Origin of the sequence: Sphingomonas sp. TF3, assembly GCF_003985085.1 — a bacterium.
GTDB lineage: Bacteria > Pseudomonadota > Alphaproteobacteria > Sphingomonadales > Sphingomonadaceae > Sphingomonas.
Window position 1 is genome coordinate 244,061 of the sequence record NZ_RWKS01000002.1, and the last position, 21,766, is coordinate 265,826.

Annotated in this window: 16 protein-coding genes; 13 read left to right on the top strand and 3 right to left on the bottom strand. The window is 65.7% G+C overall.

Annotated elements, in window-relative coordinates; translation table 11 throughout:
* Positions 1-2: 2 nt before the first annotated feature.
* Complete coding sequence (locus EJC47_RS02780) at positions 3-1,319, bottom strand: sensor histidine kinase (RefSeq protein WP_260591453.1); 1,317 nt, start codon at positions 1,317-1,319, stop codon at positions 3-5.
* On the bottom strand, positions 1,316-1,990 hold the full coding sequence (locus EJC47_RS02785) for a response regulator (protein WP_010408453.1): 675 nt from the start codon (positions 1,988-1,990) through the stop codon (positions 1,316-1,318). The genes EJC47_RS02780 and EJC47_RS02785 overlap by 4 nt, the downstream gene beginning before the upstream one ends.
* A gap of 88 nt (positions 1,991-2,078) precedes the next feature.
* Here EJC47_RS02785 and EJC47_RS02790 point away from each other — a divergent pair, with 88 nt between their 5' ends.
* From EJC47_RS02790 to EJC47_RS02850, 13 genes are all read left to right on the top strand, one after another.
* On the top strand, positions 2,079-3,341 hold the full coding sequence (locus EJC47_RS02790; protein WP_126845384.1) for an efflux RND transporter periplasmic adaptor subunit: 1,263 nt from the start codon (positions 2,079-2,081) through the stop codon (positions 3,339-3,341).
* A complete protein-coding gene (locus EJC47_RS02795; protein ID WP_126845385.1) occupies positions 3,338-6,529 on the top strand; it encodes an efflux RND transporter permease subunit in 3,192 nt (1,063 codons plus the stop codon). The genes EJC47_RS02790 and EJC47_RS02795 overlap by 4 nt, the downstream gene beginning before the upstream one ends.
* Positions 6,526-7,947, top strand: a complete 1,422-nt coding sequence (locus EJC47_RS02800) for an efflux transporter outer membrane subunit (RefSeq protein ID WP_126845386.1) — start codon at positions 6,526-6,528, stop codon at positions 7,945-7,947. Before EJC47_RS02795 ends, EJC47_RS02800 begins: the two co-directional genes overlap by 4 nt.
* 42 nt (positions 7,948-7,989) lie before the next feature.
* Positions 7,990-8,553, top strand: a complete 564-nt coding sequence (locus tag EJC47_RS02805; RefSeq protein WP_126845387.1) for a DUF4337 domain-containing protein — start codon at positions 7,990-7,992, stop codon at positions 8,551-8,553.
* A 73-nt stretch (positions 8,554-8,626) separates the two neighbouring features.
* On the top strand, positions 8,627-10,246 hold the full coding sequence (locus tag EJC47_RS02810; RefSeq protein ID WP_126845388.1) for a SulP family inorganic anion transporter: 1,620 nt from the start codon (positions 8,627-8,629) through the stop codon (positions 10,244-10,246).
* Positions 10,243-10,875 (top strand): ParB-like protein, encoded by a 633-nt coding sequence (locus EJC47_RS02815; RefSeq protein WP_126845389.1) that lies wholly within the window; start codon positions 10,243-10,245, stop codon positions 10,873-10,875. Before EJC47_RS02810 ends, EJC47_RS02815 begins: the two co-directional genes overlap by 4 nt.
* Positions 10,876-11,065: 190 nt before the next feature.
* A complete protein-coding gene (locus EJC47_RS02820; protein ID WP_126845390.1) occupies positions 11,066-12,406 on the top strand; it encodes a carbohydrate porin in 1,341 nt (446 codons plus the stop codon).
* Positions 12,407-12,473: 67 nt separating this feature from the next.
* Positions 12,474-15,461 (top strand): valine--tRNA ligase, encoded by a 2,988-nt coding sequence (locus tag EJC47_RS02825; protein WP_126845391.1) that lies wholly within the window; start codon positions 12,474-12,476, stop codon positions 15,459-15,461.
* 211 nt (positions 15,462-15,672) lie between these two features.
* Entirely contained in the window at positions 15,673-17,064 is a 1,392-nt protein-coding gene (locus tag EJC47_RS02830; RefSeq protein ID WP_033966590.1) for an MATE family efflux transporter, read from the top strand.
* Between the two features lie 48 nt (positions 17,065-17,112).
* A complete protein-coding gene (gene hemB / locus EJC47_RS02835; RefSeq protein ID WP_126845392.1) occupies positions 17,113-18,105 on the top strand; it encodes a porphobilinogen synthase in 993 nt (330 codons plus the stop codon).
* The gene (locus EJC47_RS02840) at positions 18,102-18,647 is read left to right on the top strand and encodes a GNAT family N-acetyltransferase (protein ID WP_126845393.1); all 546 of its coding nucleotides are present in this window, start codon (positions 18,102-18,104) and stop codon (positions 18,645-18,647) included. The genes hemB and EJC47_RS02840 overlap by 4 nt, the downstream gene beginning before the upstream one ends.
* A complete protein-coding gene (locus EJC47_RS02845) occupies positions 18,644-19,171 on the top strand; it encodes a GNAT family N-acetyltransferase (RefSeq protein ID WP_126845394.1) in 528 nt (175 codons plus the stop codon). Before EJC47_RS02840 ends, EJC47_RS02845 begins: the two co-directional genes overlap by 4 nt.
* Positions 19,171-21,378: a spermidine synthase gene (locus tag EJC47_RS02850; protein WP_185867542.1), complete on the top strand. Its 2,208-nt coding sequence runs from the start codon at positions 19,171-19,173 to the stop codon at positions 21,376-21,378. The genes EJC47_RS02845 and EJC47_RS02850 overlap by 1 nt, the downstream gene beginning before the upstream one ends.
* On the opposite strand, the gene EJC47_RS02855 is transcribed toward EJC47_RS02850, so the two are convergent.
* Positions 21,375-21,766: hypothetical protein (locus EJC47_RS02855; protein WP_126845395.1), on the bottom strand; the 392-nt coding region annotated here is incomplete at its 5' end. The two genes, EJC47_RS02850 and EJC47_RS02855, sit on opposite strands and share 4 nt — an antisense overlap.

The window sequence follows — 21,766 nt, forward strand, 5'->3', positions numbered from 1 at the left end:
GTTCAATCGCCGGTGACGCAGAGTTTCGGCCGCCGGACCTTGATTTCAAACACCAGCCCGCGCCCGGCATCGCCGCGCCGCACGTTCAGCCGCCCGCCATGGGCATGGGCGACCCGGTCGACAATCGAGAGACCGATGCCCGAACCTTCGACGGGGGACCCGGCCCCGCGCCAGAGCCGTTCCGTCAAGCGCGCCAGATCATCCTGTGGCAGCGGCGGGCCGTTATCGCTGACAATGATGTGGCTGCTGCCGCTGCGGACGTGGATCGCCGTCCCGGGCGGGGTATGGCGGGTTGCATTGTCGAGCAGGTTTTCGAGCGCGAGCGTCAGGGCCTCGCTATAGCCGTAGACCTGCGCCGGTCCGGAATCACGATCGAGCGCAATGCTGCGGCCTGACGCCAGTATCGCAGGGGCGCGATCGGCGACGACCTGTTCGGCCAGGCGGTGAAGATCGACGGTTGTTCCGCTCGATTCCAACGGTCGCTCCAGCTCCGCCAATGCCAATAATTGGGCAATCACCCTCCCGGCGCGATCCACGGCTGCCATCAGGGCCGAGCGCGCCTCCGCGTCGGCAATCGCATCGGCGCGCAGCCGTATCGCCGCCAACGGCGTCCGCAATTCGTGCGCGACATCGGCGGCAAAGGCGGTTTGCACCCGGATCGCGGCGGCGAGACGGTCGAGCGCGGCATTGGCCGCCTCGGCCAGCGGCTCCGCTTCCAGCGGTAGCAGCCCGCGCGGCAAGCGCGCATCGAGCGATTGCGGGCCGATTTGCGCTGCCGCCAGCGAGACCATGCGCATCCGGTGCGTCAAACGGCGGGCGAGCAGTGCGCCGATCACTGGCACGAGCAATGCAATCGGCAGCGATATCAGCGCGAAGCGCGAGAGGAAATTGCGCACGACATCGTCGGTGACCACCTCCGGGTCGGCATCGTCTTGCGATACGACGATCCAGCCAACCGTGGCGGGCAGGCAGAAAGCCTGGATCGCACCCTTGCGAAAGAAATGCGATGTCTCATCGAGCGGAGCTGCGGCGAGGATCTGCGGCCGCGGCGGTCCGTAGGAATTCAGCACCCGGCGATTCCGGCCGATCACGCTGACTGCCATGCCATTGGACAAGACCACGGGTTGGGGGGCACCGGCCTGCCCGAACGACGCGGAAAGCGCTGCCTGTCGGCGCAGCAAATTCCGCTGAAAATGGTCGGCGGTCTGGTGCAGCAGGGCAGACGCGCTCCACAACAAAGTGATCGCGGCGACCAGCGCGATGCCGACATGCAGCGCGATAAACTGGCCAAGCAGCGAGCGCGGCGCGCGCACTCTCACGCGGCGGCGACCATCATGTAGCCGACGCCGCGCACCGTCTCGATCCGCGCGCAGCTCGATCCGTCTTCCAGCTTCTTGCGCAAGCGGTGGATATAGACCTCGACCGCATTGGACCCCAGATCGCTGTCGAGGCCGAAGAGCTGATCCTCCACGACGGTCTTGGGCACGACCTTGCCCGATCGGCGCAGCAGCAGTTCCAGCAACTGTGTTTCGCGCACGGACAGCGCCAGCGGCTGGGCATCGATATAGGCGACGCGCGTCTCGACGATGAATTCCAAGGCACCGCAGCGGAGCGACTTGCCGGTATAGCCGTCGCGCCGCCGGAGGATGGCAAGCAGGCGCGCGTGCAGTTCATCGACGTCAAAGGGTTTGACCATATATTCGTCGGCCCCTTCGTTCAGGCCGCGAATGCGGGCATCGATCGCGCCACGCGCGCTCAGCACCAGCACGGGCCGCGTGTCGCCGCGCGCGCGCATCCGCGTCAACAAAGCGATGCCGTCTTCGTCGGGCAAGCCTAGGTCGAGCAATACGGCCGCATAATCGATCGCGGCGAGATACGCTTCGGCCTCGCCAACGTCGCGTGCGCGTTCTACCGACACACCGCGCCGCGAGAGGGCATCGACCAGCGGCACCGCCACTTCATCGTCGTCCTCGACCAACAAAACGCGCATTCTCGGACTTTCTGCACTGCAGCAATTTGTAAGCGAGATGTAAGCTGGCTTACGTAGAGGTGCCAGCCTTGCCGCAATAGGGTTTCCGATGCACGCTTCTCCGACACCCGAATCCCTGCCAGAGACCCGCACGCTGGCCCCGGCCACGCAGACGCGCTGGCTTGTCATCGTCGCCGTTTGTGTGATCGCTGCGGCGCTGTTGTGGTTCGCCGTCGCGCGCCTGACGCACCGCGAGCCCGCCGCCCCGCAACCGACGCCGCCGGGAACCTTACGCCTGACCGCCGACCAGATGGCGGGATTGAAGACGATGCGCGTCGGCTATTCGGCCTCGGACGACCGCACGTTGGCGAGCGGTGCGATCACGGTCGATGGCGATCGCAGCACACCGGTGCTGATGCCTTATGCGGGCCAGATCGTCCGGGTCCTGGCCGATGCCGGGCAATATGTCCGCGCGGGCCAGCCGCTGCTGCTGGTCAAGACCAGCGATTTCGTCGATGCGCGCAGCGGCCTGTTCGCGGCGCACGCGGCGTTCCAGAATGCGCAGGCGCAACTGGCGACGGCGACGCGCAATGCCGAGCGCCAGCGCCAGATTTTCGAGACGGCGGGCGGCGCGCAGAAGGATTACCTGCAGGCGCAGACCGATCTCGTCGCAGCGCAGGCGACCGCGCGCACCACAGCGGCAGCGCTGGGCGCGGCGCGCGGTAAATTGTCGATCCTCGGCAAGACGTCCGGCGAAATCTCGCGGCTGGAAAGCGTCAGCGAGGTTTCGGGCATTCACGACCGCACGACGCTCCATGCGCCGATCGGAGGCCTGATCGCCTCGCGCGATGCGTCGGCCGGGCAATATGTTGCGCAAGGCGGCGACAAGCCGGTGATGACGATCACCGATCCCTCGCACGTCTGGCTGATCGCGCAGATCGCCGAAAGCGATGCCAATGCGGTGCATGTCGGCGATTCGGTCACGGTCACCACGCAGGCGCTACCGGGCCGAAGTTTCCACGCGACGATCGATCTGGTCGGCGCGGCGCTGGATCCGCAGACGCACCGCTTGCCGGTCCGCGCGACCATCGCCAATCCCGATGGGGTGTTGAAGCCGCAGATGTTCGCGAGCTTCTCGATCCAGCGCCCGCAGCGCGGCACGGCGCTGCGCATCCCCGCCGAGGCGGTGATCCATGAGGGCGAAACGGCGCGGGTGTGGGTCGTGCGCCCCGATGGGCTGCTCCAGGCCCGCACGATCACGGCGGGTGACGCGCAGGATGGCACCATTGCCGTGCTCGCCGGTCTCAAGCCGGGCGAGCGGATCGTCACCGCAGGGGCGCTGTTCGTGAACGAGGCGGGTCTCGGCGAATGAACCGCCTGGTCGAATTTTCGCTGCGGCAGCGGTTGCTGATCGTCGGCATCTTTGCCGCGATGCTGGTCGCGGGCGCGGTCGGCTTCTGGAACCTCAATATCGAGGCCTATCCCGATCCCGTGCCGCCGATGGTCGAGGTGATTACCCAGACGCAAGGCCTGTCGGCCGAGGAGATGGAGCGCAACGTCACCATCCCGATCGAGGTCGGCATGGCGGGCATCCCGCATTTGACCGCGATCCGTGCGATTTCGCTGTTCGGCCTGTCCGACATCAAGATCCAGTTCAGCTACGACCTGACCAATGAGGCGGCCAAGCAGCAGGTGATCAACCGCCTGTCGCAATTGCCCCCGCTCGCGGGTGGGGCGCAGCCGACTTTGTCGCCGACCAGCCCGGTCGGCGAAATCTATCGCTACAAGATCAGCGCCCCGCCCGGTTATTCGGTGATGGACCTCAAGACGCTGCAGGACTGGGTGCTGCAACGGCGCTTCAAACGCATTCCCGGCGTGATCGATGTGACCGGCTGGGGCGGAAAACTGCGGACCTATGATGTCGTGATCGACAATGATCGGCTCGCCGCGCAGGGCGTTTCGGTCGGGCAGGTTTTGGCGGCGCTGGGCAAGAGCGACGGCAATGTCGGCGGGCAGACGATCAACTTCGGGGCGCAGGCGGCGATCGTGCGCGGCGTCGGGTTGATCCAGTCGGTATCGGCGATCCAGAACGTACTGGTCGGCACGGCCAACGGTCAGCCGATCCTGCTGAAAAACGTGGCGCATGTCGAGATCGGCAATGCGCCGCGGCTCGGCATCGCGGGGTATAACAATGAGGACGACATCGTTCAGGGCATCGTGCTGATGCAGCGCGGCGCGCAATCGATGCCGACGATCGAAGCGGTGCAGAAGGAAGTCGCCGACATCAACGCCTCGGGCATCCTGCCGCCGGGCGTGCATCTCGATCGCATCTATGACCGCTCGGACCTGATCCACCTGACGATCCACACCGTGCTGGAAAATCTGGTCGCGGGGATTGCGCTGATCTTCTTGCTGCAATGGGCGTTTCTCGGCAATTTGCGCAGCGCGATCATTGTTGCCGCGACCATTCCCTTTGCGCTCGCCTTCGCGATCCTGATCCTGGTGTTGCAGGGCGAGAGTGCGAACCTGTTGTCGGTCGGTGCGCTCGATTTCGGGCTGGTGGTCGATGCCAGCGTCATCATGGTCGAGAATATCTTCCGCCACATGGTGGAACGCTCAGCGCATGTCGAAGGCGGTCGCGGCCATTACACACTGGCCAGCCGCTTCTCGGCGGTGTTGGGGGCGAGCCATGAGGTCAGCCGGGGCATCTTCTTCGCCGCCGCGATCATCATTGCGAGCTTTCTGCCGCTATTCACGCTGACGGGCGTCGAAGGCCATATCTTTGGGCCGATGGCGAAGACCTATGCCTATGCCATTACCGGCGGCCTGATCGCCACCTTCACCGTCGCGCCGGTGCTGGCGACGATGCTGCTGCCCGACAAATTGTCCGAGGTGGAAACGTGGATCGTCGCGCGGTTGCGCCGCCTGTACGAGCCCGCCGCCGCCCTTGCGCTCGGCAACCGCATCCTCGCGATCGGCGGGGTGTTGCTGCTGCTCGGCGGGGCGATGGTCGGCGTGCGCTCGCTCGGCATCGAATTCCTGCCCCATCTCGAGGAGGGCAACATGTATATCCGCGCGAGCCTGCCGGCCTCGATCAGCCTGGAGGCGGGTCAGCCAGTGGTAGACGGCGTACGGCGGATGATCGCCCAATATCCCGAAGTGGAATCGGTGTTGTCGGCACATGGACGGCCCGATGACGGCACCGATTCAACGGGCTTCTTCAACGCCGAGTTCTTCGTGCCGTTGAAGCCAACCGGTAGCTGGCCCGCAGGCGTGACCAAGGAAACGCTGACCGCCGAATTGTCGAAGAAGCTGCAGGCCAAATATCCCGGCGTCGATTTCTCCTTCTCGCAATATATCGAGGACAATGTCGAGGAAGCCGCATCCGGGGTGAAGGGTGCCAATTCGATCAAGCTGTTCGGCCCAGATTTGCCGACGCTCGAAAAATATGCCGATGCGATCAAGGCGGAGATGGCCAAGGTCAAGGGTATCGAGGATCTGGGCGTGTTCCAGTCGCTCGGCCAACCGACGGTGCGGATCGATGTCGATCGCGCGCGCGCCTCGCGTTATGGCCTGACACCTGACGACATCAACGCGACCGTGGCGGCGGCAATCGGTGGGCAATCGGCGGCGGATCTGTATGAAAAGGGCACGGACCGGCACTTCCCGATCGTCGTGCGCCTGAAGGCAGAGCAGCGCGATTCCCTCGACGCGATCCGCCGCATCACCGTTGGCGCGCCGTCGCCCAATGGCAATGGCACGATCCAGGTGCCGCTGTCCGAAGTCGCCGATATCAAACTGACATCGGGTGCGTCATTCATCTACCGCGAGCATCAGGAACGCTACATCCCGATCAAATTCTCGGTGCGCGGGCGCGATCTCGGCGGCGCGGTGGAAGAGGCGCGGGCACGGATCACGCGGACCGTGCATTTGCCGCCCGGCTATCACCTCGAATGGGCGGGCGAGCTCGACAATCTCACCAACGCCGTCGCGCGGTTGGAGGTAGTCGTGCCGATCAGCCTGTTGCTGATCCTGCTGCTGCTCTACGCCAATTTCGGGTCGATCCGTGACAGTCTGCTCGCTTTCTCGGCAATCCCGATGGCGATCATCGGCGGCGTGCTGGCGCTCGCATTGACGGGCACGGCCTTCAGCATTTCCTCGGCGATCGGGTTTGTCGCCTTGTTCGGCATTGCGGTGATGGACGGCATTCTGGTCGTCACCACCTATAACCACGCAATCGACGAATATATGGGGCGGCAAGGCGCTTTGGCGACGACGGTGCGACACAGCTTGCGCCCGGTGGTGATGACCTGCCTGGTGGCGGCGATCGGCCTGCTGCCGGCCGCCATCTCCAATGGGATCGGCAGCCAGGTACAGAAGCCGCTGGCGCTGGTGGTGGTGGGGGGTATGACGCTTGCCCCGTTGCTGATCCTACTGGTGTTGCCGGTGCTGATCGATCGCTTCTCGCGGCGGGTGCCGCCGGGGGATCGCGGTGCGCACGGGCGCGATGTCGGGCACCATCCGCACCCCACCGCCGATTCGGGGGAGATGCCGGCATGAAGCGCCTCTTGCTCGCAGTGCTCGCCGGGTCGGTATCGGCTTGTGCGGTCGGCCCCCGGGACCTGGATCCGCATGTCGCGTTACCGCCGCCTGTCAAACCGCAGAGCTTTGCGCCGCGTGCCGGGGAGGCGCAGGTGGCGCGGACCGGCACGGTGGCGAGCGACTGGTGGCGCGCTTTCGGATCGCCCGATCTCGATGCACTGGTGGACGAGGCGCTACGTCATGCGACCGACATCGCCGTCGCCGATGCGGCCTTGCGTCAGGCGCGCGAGCTTGCCGGGGCGGCGGGTGGCGCGGCGTTGCCTCAGGTCGATGCGAGCTATCAGGCGCAGCGCACGCGCGTTTCCAAGGCGCTTGCTCCCGCAGTGACCGACGCCACGCAATATCTGTATTCGTTGCACACCGCGCAGGTGACGGTCAGCTATTCGCCCGACGTGTTCGGTGGAACGCACGCCAAGATCCGGTCGGCACGGGCTGCGGCGGATGTCGCACGCCACCGGCTTGAAGCGGCACGCGCGACTGTAGCGGCCAATTTGGTGCAGGCCGTGATCCAGCGCGCGTCGCTGGCCGATCAGATCGACGCGGCGCGGGCAAGTTTGGCGGTCAACCGCGACATTCTGCAGAACCAGCGGCGACGCCAGCAACTTGGTGCTGTGGGCGAGGCGGATGTGGCGACCCAGCAGACCGCCTTGGCAACGGCGGAAGCGGCGCTGCCGGCACTTGTGCGAGCAGAGGCGCATCAGCGCGTGGTCATCGGCACCTTGCTCGGCCGCGCGGCGGGGGGCGATCTGCCGACCCTGCCAGCGCTTTCTGCCATCTCACTGCCGCACGACGTGCCGCTTGCCTTGCCGTCCGACCTCGTGGCGCGGCGCCCCGATGTGCGCGCCGCGCGGGCGCAACTCGAAGGGGCAGGGGCCGATGTCGGCGTGGCGATTGCCGCCCGTTTGCCCAACCTGCAGTTGAGCGCGAGCGCCGGGGGCGAGGCGCAGCATCTGTTCGACCTGTTCCAGAGTGGCAATCCGTTCTGGGCGTTGCTCGGCGGAGTCACGCAGCCGATCTTCCACGGCGGGGCGTTGCGACACCAGCAGCGCGCGGCAGAAGCCGCGCTGGACGGGGCAAAGGCGCAATATCGCGCGGCGGTGCTACAGGCGTTTGGGGACGTTTCGGACGCGTTGAGCGGCCTGCGCACCGATGCCGATGCGCTGGACGCCGCCGCGCGCGCGAGCGATGCCTCGGGTCGCGCGCTCGGCTTCGTTCGCCGCCAATTGGCGCTTGGGGATGTTGGTACTCTGGCCCTGCTCAACGCCACCGCCGCAGACGCGCAGGCGCGTGCACAGTTGATCCAGGCGCGCGCTGCCCGGTTGGCCGACACCGTTGCTCTGTACCAGGCGGTCGGCGGTGGTGTTGTCGCCGATTGAGGTGTGCTAGCCCCGCGCATGACGATCAGGAAGAGGCAGGAGATGTCGGAAGAAGGTTTTGAAATCCGTGGCGCGCATGAGGAAGAGATCGAAGACCGGGCGCATCACCGTGAGCCCTTGAGCCAGAAGATCGCGCTGTTCTCTGCGGTGTTGGCGACCCTTGGTGCGATCGTCAGTTTCCTGGGCGGCCACACTCAGAACGACGCGCTCTATTACAAGAATGAGGCCGTGCTGATGAAGGCGCGGGCCTCGGATAGCTGGGCCTATTATCAGGCGGAGGATATCAAGCGGCACCTCGCCGACACCGTCGTCAAGATCGCGCCCGCTTCGGCCAGCGCTGCGGCGGCGGATTCGCGCAAATATGCCGAACGTGCCCGGGAACTGCGCGTGACGGCGGAAGAGCTTGATCGCAAATCCGAAGAGGCGGATGCGGAGTCGCGGCGCGCGCTTTCGCCCCATACCAAGCTCGCGATCGCAATGACCTTTATCCAGATCGCGATCGCGCTCGCCTCGATCAGCGCGTTGACGCAGCGGCGCTGGCTGTTGTGGGGCGCAGGCGCGTCCGCGGTACTGGGGGTCGTGCTGAGCGTGGTTGCGTGGATTTGACGCGCGGCGGACCCTTCCAATCTCGACTGTAGCGCGCATGCGTGTAAGCGTGCGGGCGATGGAACGAAACGGAATGAGACGGGACGGCGTCGCAGGCGTGTCGGTGGCGGCGCTGTTGCTGCCCGAGGCGATCGCTTATGGTGGCCTAGCCGGTTTTCCACCGGGCCAGGCGCTGGTCGCGGCGTTGGCCGGGATTGCCGCTTATGCGCTGGTCGGGCGCAGTCGCGTCGCCATTGTTGCGCCGACATCGGCATCGGCCGCGACGCTCGCTGCGGCGACGGCGTCGCTTGCCATAGCCGACCCATCGCAGCGGTTGCTGGCGGCGGTGGTGATGGTCGGGCTGGTGGGGCTGTTGTTTCTCGTCGCGGGGGCGCTGCGGCTCGGCTTTGTCGCGGCGTTCGTATCGCGGCCCGTGCTGCGCGGCTTTGCGATCGGGCTGGCGGCGAGCATCGTGCTGCGCCAGTTTATCGCCACCACCGGGGTCGCACCGGGCGATGGCAACGTGCTGTCGCAACTTGCTGTGACCCTCGCCCATATGCCGGGTTGGAACGGTGCAAGCCTTGCGATTGGGGCGGTTGCGCTCGCGGTGGCGGTGCTGTTGCGGCGCTGGCCCGCCGTTCCCAGGGCGCTGATATTGCTCGCATTGGGCGCGCTTACCGCGTCGATCGTTGATTTGCGGGCATGGCATGTCCCCTTGGTCGGCGCGATCGACCTCACCTTTGCCGCGCCGCGCTTGCCGTTGCTGGATCGCGCACATTGGATCGCGCTCGCCTCTGCCGCCTTGCCGCTGGCGTTGATCGTTTTTGTGGAATCCTGGGGCACGATGCGCTCGCTCGCGCTCAACCGGGGCGAGAGTGTCGACCCCAATCGGGAGCTGGTGGCGATTGGTGTTGCCAATCTCGCCGCGGCAGCGGTGGGCGGGCAGGTGGTGGGGGCGGGGTTTTCCGCAGCGTCCGCCAATGACAGCGCCGGCGCGGCGACGCGGCGGGCGAGCCTGATCGCGTGGTGCGGGCTGGCGGTATTGATGGCGCTTGGCCTGGGTCTGGTCGCGCGCGTGCCGATGCCGGTCCTGGCGGCGGTGGTGGTTTCGGCTTTGCTCCATGCGCTTGACCCGTCGCCCTTGCGGCGGCTGTGGCGGATCGACCGCGACCAATATGTGGCGAGCGCAGCGGCGCTGGGCGTGCTGGTGCTCGGCGTCCTGTACGGGATGTTGCTGGCGGTGCTGCTCTCGGTGCTGGCGATCATTCACCGGCTGGCGTCGCCTGAAGTGGTCGAACTTGGGCGGCTGGGCGAAGGTCGCGACTTTGTCGATCGGTCGCGCCACCCGGAGGCATTGGTGCAACCGGATGTGGTGGTGCTGCGGCCGGGCGAGCCCTTGTTCTTCGCCAATGCCGAACGGATCATGGCGCTGGTCGAACGGCGCGCAGTGGCGCAGGATGCGCATACGGTGATCCTCAGCCTGGAGGAAAGCAGCGATTTGGATAGCACGGCGGTGGACGTTCTAGGCGAAGCGTCGATCCGGCTGGGCGCGGCCGGGCGTGCCTTGGTGCTGGCACGGCTGAAGGATCCGGTGCGCGATTTGCTCAATGAGAGCGGCACCGCGCAGATCGCACTGGCCGGGCGCAGCGCGCGCAGTGTCGCCGATGCGGTCGATGCGGCAACACGCCCATTTTCAAAGGAGATGACGGTATGAGAACCAGCCGCGAGCCCATGCTTCTTCCCGTACCCCTCGATGCGCTGAGGCCGACGCAGATGACGGTCGGCCTGCGCGAGGTCGAGCGCAAGCGCGCCGAATGGCGCGGACAGCGCGACGATGCCGGCAAGTATCTTGGGCGGCACATGATCCCGGTGGTGCTCGGCCCCAAGGGCAAATCCTATGTGATCGACCATCATCACCTTGCCCGCGCGCTGGTCGAGGAGGGGCAGGAGGAAGTGCTGACCACCGTGGTCGCCGATCTGCGGCCGCTCAGCCAGGATGCCTTCTGGGTGTTCCTCGACAATCGCGGCTGGCTGCACCCGTTTGACGAGCACGGCCAGCGTCGCGGCTATGGTGATATCCCCAAACGCATTCGCGACCTTGCCGACGATCCGTTCCGCTCGCTCGCGGGGGCGGTGCGCCAGGCGGGCGGCTATGCGAAGGAAACCACGCCGTTCAGCGAGTTTATCTGGGCGGATTATCTGCGGCGTTTGATTAAGAAAACGGCGGTCGAGAAGAATTTCGACAAGGCGCTCGACAAGGCATTGGGCTATGCGCGGTCGCATGAGGCGCGGTTCATGCCGGGCTGGTGCGGCGTCGACCCGGACCTTGCGCATCACGTATGAACCGCGCGGTTTCCGGCTAGCATCGGCGCGTAGGGGCGATTACGGGGCGTGGCGATGTTGCGCTGCCGAATCCGAAGCCGGGCGGTTGGCGGGGCATTCTTAACAAGCAGATCGTCCGCTTCTGGTACGGGATAGGTGTATGCACACCGTTTCGGCGTACTGGCACTGGCGCGTACATTCGGAGTCGCCGATGCGCATCTACCTCCTGGCTCTTCTGGCTGGCATTGCAGCACCGGCGATGGCGCAGACCGCGCCCGCTGCGGTTTCGACCACGGAAACGTCGGCCGTGTCGCAGTCCGACGTTTTCGCCATCCACGGCCAGTTCACCCTCACCGCGCAAGGTACGCCGGGCTTCACCTCGCCTTATGCCGGGCCAAACAGCCTGACGCCGCACCAGATCAAGGAAACGACCGACGCGACGCTCTATGTCGGGGTGCGCCCGTGGCAAGGAGGCGAGGTGTGGATCAACCCGGAAATGGACCAGGGCTTTGGCCTGTCCAACACGCTGGGCGTCGCGGGTTTCCCGAGTGCGGAGGCGTATAAGGTTGGCAAGAGCAATCCCTATTTCCGGCTGCAGCGGCTGTTCTTCCGCCAGACGATCAATCTGGGCGGCGCGCGCGACGACGCGACGGCGACGCTCAACCAGTTCGCGGCGCGGCGGACAGCCGACCGGGTGGTGCTGACGCTCGGCAAGTTCGGTGTCGGCGATGTGTTCGACACCAATCGCTATGCGCACGATCCGCGCGCCGATTTCCTCAACTGGACGCTCGTCGATGCGGGCAGCTTCGATTATGCCGCCGACGCCTGGGGCTATAGCACCGGCGCGGCGGTGGAATGGTATCGGGGGCCGTGGACGGTGCGGGCCGGGCTGTTCAACCTCTCCAAAATCCCCAATGGCGAGACGCTGGAGCGCGATTTCAGCCAGTTTCAACTCGATGGCGAAATCGAGCATCGCCACACGATCGGGGACCGCGACGGCGCTGTCCGCGTCACCGTGTTCCGCAATCATGGGCGGTTCGGTCGCTTCGACGATGCGCTGGCGCTTGCGGCAAGGACGGGCACGGCTCCCGACACCGCGCTGGTGCGCGATTGGCGGACGCGGATCGGCGCGTCCCTCAATCTGGAGCAAGCGGTGACGGCATCGATCGGCGTGTTTGCGCGCGCGGGGATCGCGGACGGGCAGATCGAGCCCTATGATTTCACCGATGTCGATCGCACCGCCTCTGCTGGCGTTTCGATCAAGGGCGCGTCGTGGGGGCGCGGCGGCGACACGGTCGGGATCGCCGCCGTCGTCAACGGCATCTCCGCTGTGCATCAGCGCTATCTCGATGCGGGTGGCGTGGGGGTGCTGGTCGGTGACGGCAAACTGCCGCATCCGGGCGCGGAAGCGATTGGCGAAGTCTATTATGCGTGGGTGCCGATCGAGCCGGTTTCGATCACCGCTGATTATCAGTTGATCGGCAACCCCGGCTACAACCGCGATCGCGGGCCGATCAGCGCCTTTGCGATCCGGCTGCACGGGCAGTTTTGAGGTTGGGCAAGGCGGTCCGGCCGGGCCGCCCTTTTCTTTTGCGGCGTCGCGGCTAAAGCCAGACGCTATGAGCGAGCTTCCAAAAACCTTCGACCCCGCCGAAATCGAACAGCGCTGGTATGCGCATTGGGAAAGCACGGGCCAGTTCCGCCCGGATCGTCCCGGTGCCGAGCCGTGGACGATCGTCAACCCGCCGCCCAACGTGACGGGTTCGCTCCATATCGGCCATGCGCTCGACAACACGCTGCAGGACATCCTCGCCCGCCACGCCCGCTTGCAGGGCAAGGATGCCTTGTGGGTGGTCGGCACCGACCATGCCGGCATCGCCACGCAAATGGTGGTCGAGCGGCAACTGAATGAGCGGCAGGACAAGCGCACCAATTACACGCGCGAGCAATTCGTCGAAAAAGTGTGGACGTGGAAGGAAGAGAGCGGCGGGGAAATCACCCAGCAGCTCCGCCGCCTCGGCTGCTCGATGGATTGGAAGAACGAGCGCTTCACCATGGATGAGGGCTTTTCCAAGGCCGTCCTCAAGGTGTTCGTCGACCTGCACAAAGAGGGCCTGATCTACCGCGACAAGCGGCTGGTGAACTGGGATCCGGGTCTCGGCACCGCGATCAGCGACCTCGAGGTCGAGACGCGCGAGATCAAGGGCAGCTTCTGGCATTTGCGCTATCCGCTGGCGGACGGTTCGGGCTTCATCGAAGTCGCGACCACGCGGCCCGAAACGATGCTCGCCGATATGGCGGTCGCGGTGAACGCTGCGGACGAACGCTATACCCATCTCGTCGGCAAGCATGTGAAGCTGCCAATCACCGGCCGCCTGATCCCGATCATTACCGATGATCATGCCGATCCCGAGTTGGGGTCTGGCGCGGTGAAGATCACGCCGGGGCATGATTTCAACGATTTCGAAGTCGGCAAGCGCGCCGGTATCGCGGCTGGCGCAATGCTCAACATGCTCGATGCCAAGGCGCAGGTCGTGCAGGTTGCGGACGGGCTGATCCCGGATGCGTTCCTCGGCCTTACCACCGCCGAGGCGCGTAAGGCGGTGGTCGCGCAGTTGAAGGCCGAAGGCTTCCTGATCCCGCACATCGACAAGGACGGCGTGGAACACGACGCCGAACCGCGCACGATCCAGACGCCGTACGGCGATCGCTCGGGCGTGGTGATCGAGCCGTGGCTCACCGACCAATGGTATGTCGACGCCGCGACGCTCGCGAAACCGGCGATCGAGGCGGTGCGCTCGGGCGCGATCGAGATCGTGCCCAAGACGTGGGAAAAGACGTTCTTCAATTGGATGGAGAATATCCAGCCGTGGTGTGTCTCGCGCCAGCTTTGGTGGGGGCACCGGATCCCGGCTTGGTTTGGGCCGGAGAAATCACACGCTGGCGATCTGACGGCCGACCTCTCATTTCACATGAGCAGTGACGGACCTAGCCAGCAAGTCACCTATCCCATGGTGTTTGTGGCTGAGAACGAGAACGAGGCGTTCGAACAAGCTGCCGAATATTATGGCGTCACCGCTGATGAAATTAGAACAAATTCTTTCGATCCCATGGTTTCGATTTTCGCGCCACACGTGCGTCGCGATCAAGACGTCCTCGACACCTGGTTCTCCTCGGCGCTGTGGCCCTTCGCAACGATGGGCTGGCCCGACTCTTCTTCTCCCTCTCCCCGCTCGCGGGGAGAGGGCCGGGGAGAGGGGCAGTCGCAAGCGCCGTCCTCCGATACTGCCCCTCTCCCGACCTCGCTTCGCTCGGCCACCCTCTCCCCTGAAGGGGAGAGGGAGACTTTGGGCGGCCGCTACCCCAATGACGTGCTCATCTCGGGCTTCGACATCCTGTTCTTCTGGGACGCCCGCATGATGATGCAGGGCATCCACTTTATGGGCGATGTGCCGTTCAAGAAGCTCTATTTGCACGGCCTCGTGCGCGCGGCGGACGGGCAAAAGATGTCCAAGTCCAAGGGCAATGTCGTCAACCCGCTCGGGCTGATCGACACATATGGCGCGGACGCTTTGCGCTTCTTCATGGCGGCGATGGAAAGCCAGGGCCGCGACATCAAGATGGATGAGAAGCGGGTCGAGGGCTATCGCAACTTCGCCACCAAGCTGTGGAACGCCTGCCGCTTCGCGCAAGCCAACGGCATCGGCGCGAGCAAGACGCTCGATGCGCCGGAGGCGACACTCGCGGTCAACAAATGGATCATCGCCGAGACGATCTCGACGGTCCAGGCGGTCGATCTCGCGCTCGCCGACCTGCGCTTCGATGGCGCGGCGAACGCCGTCTATCAGTTCGTGTGGAGCCGCTTCTGCGACTGGTATCTGGAGCTGATCAAGCCCGTGCTCGGGCAGATGGACGCCCCCGCGACCGGCGCGGAGGCCGACGAAACCCGCGCCGTCGCCGGTTGGGTGATCGACCAGATTCTCGTGCTGCTGCACCCGTTCATGCCGTTCATCACCGAGGAACTGTGGCACGCCATGGGCGCGCGCGAGAATGACCTGATCGTCGCCAAATGGCCGATGGCGGATGCGCGGTCGATCGATCCGGAGGCGAGTAAGGAAATCGCTTGGTTAATCGATCTAATCACCGGCATTCGCGGGGCCCGAACCGAGCTTGGCATCGCGCCAGGAGTAAAAATGCAGCTTCATGTCTATAGCGATGACGCTGGCCTTCGCGCGCGCTTCGACCGGAACACGGATGCATTAATGCGTCTGGCGCGCTTGGATCGAACGCATTTCACGCGCGCGGTCCCTGGATTAACACCCGATGGTGGGCTTGGTTCTGAAGGGCCCGCGGTTACGGTCGTCGTTGATGCCGTCAGCTACAAGCTGCCGCTGGAAGGCGTGATCGACCTCGATGCCGAGCGCGCGCGCCTGACCAAGGGCATTGAGGCTGCCGCGAAGGAGCGTGACGCGCTCGCCGGGCGGCTGGGCAATCCCAGCTTCGTCGAGCGCGCCAAGCCCGAAGCCGTCGAAAAGGCCCGCGCCGACCACGCCGAAAAGGCCGCCGAAGCCGAGCGGCTGACTGCCGCACTGGCGCGGCTGGGTTAAAATTCCCCTCCCGCTTGCGGGAGGGGTTAGGGGAGGGCATGGGCGTACCGTGAGCGATCGTACAAGCCCTCCCCCAGCCCCTCCCGCAAGCGGGAGGGGAGTAATAGGGGCAGCCCCTCCCGCAAGCGGGAGGGGAGCCTTAGCGGCAGCGCCTCCGGCAAGGGGCAGGGGCGGCAAGCACGATCTCACCTCCGGCCCGATCGGGCGGACGCTGCTTGCCTTTGCGCTGCCCACGCTCGGCGCGAACATCCTCCAGTCGCTCAACGGGTCGATCAACACGATCTGGGTCGGCCGCTTCCTGGGCGAGGGCGCGGTGGCGGCGACTGCCAATGCCAACACGATCATGTTCCTGATGTTTGCCGGCATCTTCGGCTTCGGCATGGCGGCGACAATCCTGATCGGCCAGAGTATCGGCCGCCGCGACATCGAGGGGGCGCGGCGTGCGTTCGGCGCGTCGATCGGGTTGGTAATGGGCGCGGCGGTGGTGATCGCGGTGCTCGGCTGGATCTTCACGCCCGAAATCCTGAAGGTGCTCGCCACCCCGCCCAGCGTGATGCCGCTGGCGCTCGAGTATCTGCGCGTCATCTTCCTCGGGCTCCCCGCGACGCTGCTGCTGGTGCTGCTCGGCATGGCGCTGCGCGGCGTCGGCGATTCGATCACGCCCTTGTGGTTCACGGTGCTGAGTGTCGTGCTCGACAGCGGGCTCAACCCCGTTTTCATCCGCGGCTGGTTCGGCATGCCGGCCATGGGCATCGCCGGGTCCGCCACCGCGACGCTCATCTCCGCGCATGTCGCAGCATTTGGGCTGCTCGCTTTTATCTATCTGCGTGATTTGCCGATCCGGCTGCGCGGGCATGAACTGACCTGGTTGATCCCGTCCCCCGCCTTGATCCGCACGATCATCGGCAAGGGCCTGCCAATGGGCGCGCAGATGCTGGTCGTGTCCTTCGCCGCGCTGACCATGACCGGCCTCGTCAACCGCTACGGCGTCGACACCAGCGCGGCCTACGGCGTGTCGATGCAATTATGGGGTTATATCCAGATGCCCGCGCTCGCCGTCGGTGCGGCGGTCAGCAGCATGGTCGCGCAGAATATCGGGGCGGGGCTGTGGGATCGGGTCGATCGCATTACCCGGTCGGGCCTGCTGTTCAGCGCCTTGCTCACCTCGACCATGGTGGCTGCGGTGATCCTGTTCGATCGCCCGGTGATGGCGGTGTTCCTCGGCGGCGACAGCCCGGCCTTGCCGATCGCGCGCCATATCCAGGTGCTGGCGAGCTGGAACTTCATCGTCTTCGGCATGACGATGGTGCTGTTCTCGGCGGTGCGCGCGAACGGCGCGGTATGGGCGCCTTTGGTGATGCTGATCATCGCCATGTACCCGGTGCGGCTCGGCTTCGCGCTTGCCTTCAAGGGCAGCTTAGGTGCCGATTCCCTGTGGTGGAGCTTCCCGCTCGGCTCGGTCGCGACCTTGCTGATGTCGTCGGTCTATTATCGCTACGGCGGCTGGCGCAAACAGCGGCTGGTGGTCCCCGCCAGCACCGCTGCCGCCCCCACGCAAGCTGCTGCCGCCGAACCCGTCGGCGGGCAACATCCGGTCGGCTGATCACCGACTCGCTTGCGCATGCGCGCGGGCGGTTCCAGAAAGCGGGGCATGACCGCACACTATCCCGCCCTCCGCCTTCGCCGTACCCGTGCCAGCGCGTGGAGCCGTCGGCTCTATGCCGAAACCGTGCTCACCCCGGCCGATCTGATCTGGCCGCTGTTCATTGCCGAAGGGCAGGGCGTGGAAGAGCCGATCGCCTCGCTGCCCGGCGTGTCGCGCTGGTCGGTCGATGGCATCGTCGCGCGCGGTCGTGAGGCGCGCGATCTCGGCATTCCGTGTCTCGCACTGTTCCCCAATACGCCAGGGTATTTGCGCACCGATGACGGGCGCGAGGCGCTCAACCCCGACAACCTCATGTGCCGCGCGATCCGCGCGCTGAAGGACGCCGTGCCCGAAATCGGCGTGCTGACCGACGTCGCGCTCGACCCTTATACCACGCACGGCCATGACGGTCTGGTCGACGAGGCCGGCTATGTCGTCAACGACATCACCTCGGAGGCGTTGGTCGCCCAGGCGCTCAACCAGGCCGAAGCCGGATCGGACATCATCGCGCCCTCGGACATGATGGACGGCCGCATCGGCGCGATCCGCGAGGCGCTCGAGCAAGGCGGGCACCACAATGTCCAGATCATGTCCTATGCCGCGAAGTATGCCAGCGCGTTCTACGGCCCGTTCCGCGATGCGGTCGGCAGTCGCGGGCTGCTGAAGGGCGACAAGAAGACCTATCAGATGGACTCCGCCAATGCCGAGGAAGCGCTGCGCGAAGTCGCGCTCGATCTCGCCGAAGGCGCCGATAGCGTGATGGTCAAGCCCGGCCTGCCCTATCTCGACATCGTCGCACGGGTGAAATCGGCGTTCGAAGTGCCGGTGTTCGCGTACCAGGTCAGTGGCGAATATGCGATGATCGAGGCGGCGGTTGCAGCGGGTGCCGCCGAACGCGATCCGATGGTGCTGGAAACGTTGATGGCGTTCAAGCGCGCGGGCTGTTCGGGCGTGCTCACCTATCATGCGGCGCTGGCGGCGCGGTTGCTCGGCGCGTGATAGAGACGATCGTCGAGAGCGAGCGGCTGCGGCTGCGCGTGCCCGGTGCCGCCGACCGCGCGACGCTGCACGGCTGGTTCGGCGACCGCCAAGTGATGGCCGATCTCGGGCCGGTGCGGGATGCGGTCACCTCCGATGAGGTGCTGGCGCGACATGACGGCTATCGTGCCGATGGCCTGGGCTTCTGGATGGTCGAGCGCCGCGCCGATGGCGTCCCGGTTGGGTTTTGCGGACTGAAACCCAGCGACCCCGGTCGGCCGCTGGCCGGCGAGCTCGAAATCGGCTGGATGTTCGGCCCCGCGCATTGGGGGCAGGGCTATGCCGGAGAAGCGGCCCGCGCCGTGATCGACTGGGCCTGGGCGCATCGCCCCGACTCGCGCATCGTCGCGGTCACCGCGCGGGTCAACGTCAAGAGCCAGCGGGTGATGGAGCGCATCGGCATGCGCGCCGAACCGACGCTCGATTATGAGCATCCAAGCTATCCCGAGGGCGACCGGCTGCGCGACAGCGTCGTCTATGTGATCGACCGCCCCGCCCCATGATCGAGACGCCGCGCCTCACCTTGCGCGGCTGGCGCGAAGCGGATGTCGCACCCTTCCATGCGATGGGGCAGGACGAAGAGGTCATGCGCTATCTCGGCCCCTTGATGACGCTCGACGAGGCGCGCGCGGCCTATGAACGTTGCGTCGCGCGGCAGGCCGAAGCGGGCTGCTGCTTCTGGGTGATCGAACGCAAGAGCGACGCCGCCTTTCTCGGGTTTTGCGGCCTGCAGCAGGGATATGACTTTCTCGAAGGCGAGATCGAGATAGGCTGGCGCTTGCGCCGCGATACGTGGGGGCAGGGCTATGCGCGCGAGGCGGCCGAGGCGAGCCTGGCCTGGGGCTGGGGCCATCTGGATGCACCGCGCATCACCGCGATCACCGTCGCCGCCAACACGCGCAGTTGGGGCCTGATGGAGCGGCTCGGCCTCTCCCGCGTCGAAGGCGGCGATTTCGATCATCCCGCTGTCCCGGAGGGCAGCCCGCTCAAGCGCCACATTCTCTATCGCATCGATCGGCCTGCCTGATGTCCATACGCCTGGTTCGCCCGCTTTTCGTCGTCACGATCCTGGCCAGTTCGTTCCTGCTGTTTCTCGTGCAGCCGATGGTCGCGCGCATGGCGCTGCCGCGCCTCGGCGGCGCGCCTGCGGTGTGGAACTCGGCGATGCTGGTCTATCAGGCGTTGCTGCTCGGCGGGTATGCCTATGCGCATTGGCTGGGGCGGCTTGGGCCCCGCGCCCAAGGCATGACGCATCTCGCCGTGCTGCTGGTTGCCGGGCTGTGGTTGCCGATCGGCCTCAATGCGCTGCAGCCGGGACCGACCGCGCAACCGGCACTATGGGTGCCATGGTTGCTGTGTCTTTCGATCGGGCCGCTGTTTTTCGCAGTGTCGGCGCAGGCACCGCTGCTGCAGCGTTGGTTCAGCCTGTCGCGCGAGGGGGAGGATCCGTATGCGCTGTATGCCGCCTCCAATTTCGGCAGTTTTGCCGGGCTGATCGCCTATCCGTTGGTGGTGGAGCCCGGCATGGCGCTTCTCGGCCAGCGCATCCTGTGGAGCAGCGGGTATATCCTGGTCGGCCTGCTGGTCGCTTTATGCGCGGCCACTTTGCCGAAAACCGCACCGGGTGCGGCAGCGCTGGCCAGTCCTGCCCCGCAATCTGCGCCACCCACCGGCCGTCGCGTCGCACACTGGATCGCGCTGGCATTCGTGCCGTCAGGGCTGATGCTGGCCACGTCTACCTACATCTCCACTGATATCGTCGCGATGCCGCTGCTGTGGGTGGTGCCGCTCGGCCTCTATCTGCTGAGCTTCACCGTCGCGTTCGCCACCGATCGCACGATGGCGGATATGCAGACGCGGGTCGCACCGGTCGCGATCCTGCTGTTTGGCGGCATTCTGGTGGCCGGTATGGGGGGCATGCCCTATCTCGGCGCGATCATGGCGCTGGCGCTGTTGTTTCTGGTGTCGGTCGCGCTCAACACCGCCTTGTACCGCATTCGACCCGAGCCGGACCGGCTGACCGGATTCTATCTGGCGATGGCGGTGGGCGGGGCGCTCGGTGGGGTGTTCGCCGCCTTGATCGCCCCGCTCGTGTTCGACTGGACCTATGAATATCCGATCCTGGTGCTCGCGGCCGGGCTATTGGTGCCCCAGCATGCCTTGCTGCGTCCGATCAGAAGATTGTGGGAGGGGAGCGCGCACCGCCGCCATATTCTCACCGGCGTGGTGGCGCTGGTCGTGCTGGGGCTGGTGGGTTTGATTCTGGCGGATGCGGGGCCGGGGCTTGGCGCGCTGCCGCAGGCCGCTTTGTTGGTGATCGTCGTGATCGGGCTGTTATCCATGGGCGCGCGGTGGGCGTTTGTGTCTGTACTGCTTGGCGTGTTGGTCGCGTTCGGCGGATACCGGGCGGTGATGATCTCATTGGAACCGCACGCGCGCACGCGGAGCTATTTCGGCGTTTATACCGTTCATAACGCGGCGACCCAGCGGCAATTGGCACACGGCACTACGGTCCACGGTGTCCAGTTGCTGGGTTCGCCCGCTCGCGAGCGGACCCCGACTGCCTATTATGTCGCAGCGTCGGGGGTTGGCCGCGCAATGCAGGTGCTGCCAATACTGTATGGCGCGCATGCGCGAGTCGGGATTGTCGGTTTGGGGTCGGGAACGCTCGCTTGCTATGCCGTGGCGGGGCAGGATTGGCGCTTTTACGAGATCGACCCGGCGGTGGTGCGGATCGCGCGCGATACCGGCCAGTTCACCTTTCTTTCGCGGTGTCTTCCGCACCCTGGTATCGTGTTGGGGGATGCACGGCTGAACCTTGCGGTTGCGCCCGCGGCGTCGCTTGACCTGTTGGCGCTCGACGCGTTTTCGTCAGATGCGGTGCCGATGCACCTGATGACGCGGGAAGCATTCGCCAGTTATGCGCGCGTCCTCGCTCCACGCGGATTGTTGCTCGTCCACATTTCGAATCGCTTCCTCGATCTTGAACCCGTTGTCGCGGCGGCGGCGCAGGGCGGTGGGTGGTATAGCGCGCAGCTTTTCTATCATCCGCGCGCGATCAATCGCGATGCTGCGACGATGTCGCAATGGATTGCGCTGTCGCGAGACCCGGCGGTGATCCAATCTTTGAAGGCGCGCGATTCGGCCTGGGGACTGGTCAAGCCGCGTGCGGGCTTTGCGCCCTGGACGGATGACTATTCGACCATTTTACCGCTGTTGAAGGCGGGGCGTTAGGCGTCCGGCAGGCGCGCGGCAATCGCCGCGATTCGCGCGCTCTGCGCTTCGAACGCGGCTTGCGCGGCATTGTGCAGGCTGGCGATGGCGGGATAGTCGGGTTTGCCGTCGGCGGCGCGCGCGATCGCCAGCGAATCGATATCGGTCAGCATCGACGAGGTGGTCGCACGATAGTCGTCCAGCCCGGCCAAGGCGGTCTGCGCGGCAATCCAGCGTTCTCCCCCGACTCGGTCGCCCTGCGCCGCACTCGCGAGCCGCTCCGCAGTTTCGGCGGCCGGCGCAAAGGCCGCCGTGGTTTTGTCGAGCGTCTTGCGCAGGTCCGCCAACGCCAGGTCGGTCGCCGGGTCCGCCGCTACGACGGGAATGACGACATCCGGTTCCGCATCGC